We start from the raw sequence: 669 nt of genomic DNA, 5'->3' as shown, positions 1-669 counted from the left end.
ACCGCCCAGGTCAACGACACCATCACCGATGCGACGGTGAACCTCACCGCCTCGACGGTGCTGGAGGGGGCGGTCGCCAACTACACCTTCACCGCGACGCTCTCGAACGCCTCGGAGGGCGTCACCACGGTGCACACTGACCAGGGCGACATTACGATCGCGAACGGCCAGACCACCGGAACGCTGGTGATCGCCTCGGGCAATGCCGAGGACGTCTACAACGATGCCAGCCAGCTGATCGCCAACATCACCGGGACCGAGGGCGGCAACTTCGAGAACCTTGTGGTCGGCACCGGGGCAGCGACCGCCCAGGTCAACGACACCATCACCGATGCGACGGTGAACCTCACCGCCTCGACGGTGCTGGAGGGGGCGGTCGCGAACTACACGTTCACGGCGACCCTGTCGAACGCCTCGGAGGGCGTCACCACGGTGCACACCGACCAGGGCGACATCACGATCGCGAACGGTCAGACCACCGGAACGCTGGTGATCGCCTCGGGCAATGCCGAGGACGTCTACAACGACGCCACGAGTCTGACCGCCAACATCACGGGAACCGAGGGCGGCAATTTTGAGCACCTGGTAGTCGGCACCGGGGCAGCGACGGCCCATGTCGACGACACCGTCACCGACGCGACGGTCAATCTCAGCGCCTCGACGCAGAAC

1 protein-coding gene is annotated in these 669 nt (G+C 65.6%); it reads left to right on the top strand.

What is annotated here, in order from left to right; genetic code table 11:
- The coding region (locus QJT82_RS10960; protein ID WP_281446635.1) for an immunoglobulin-like domain-containing protein at nt 1–669 on the top strand (669 nt) is incomplete at both ends.

This window comes from Bradyrhizobium sp. Mp19, from assembly GCF_029952935.1.
In the GTDB taxonomy this organism is placed as follows: Bacteria; Pseudomonadota; Alphaproteobacteria; order Rhizobiales; family Xanthobacteraceae; genus Bradyrhizobium; species Bradyrhizobium elkanii.
The sequence above is the reverse complement of the archived record's forward strand: the minus strand, read 5'-3'. Positions and strand labels throughout refer to the sequence as shown.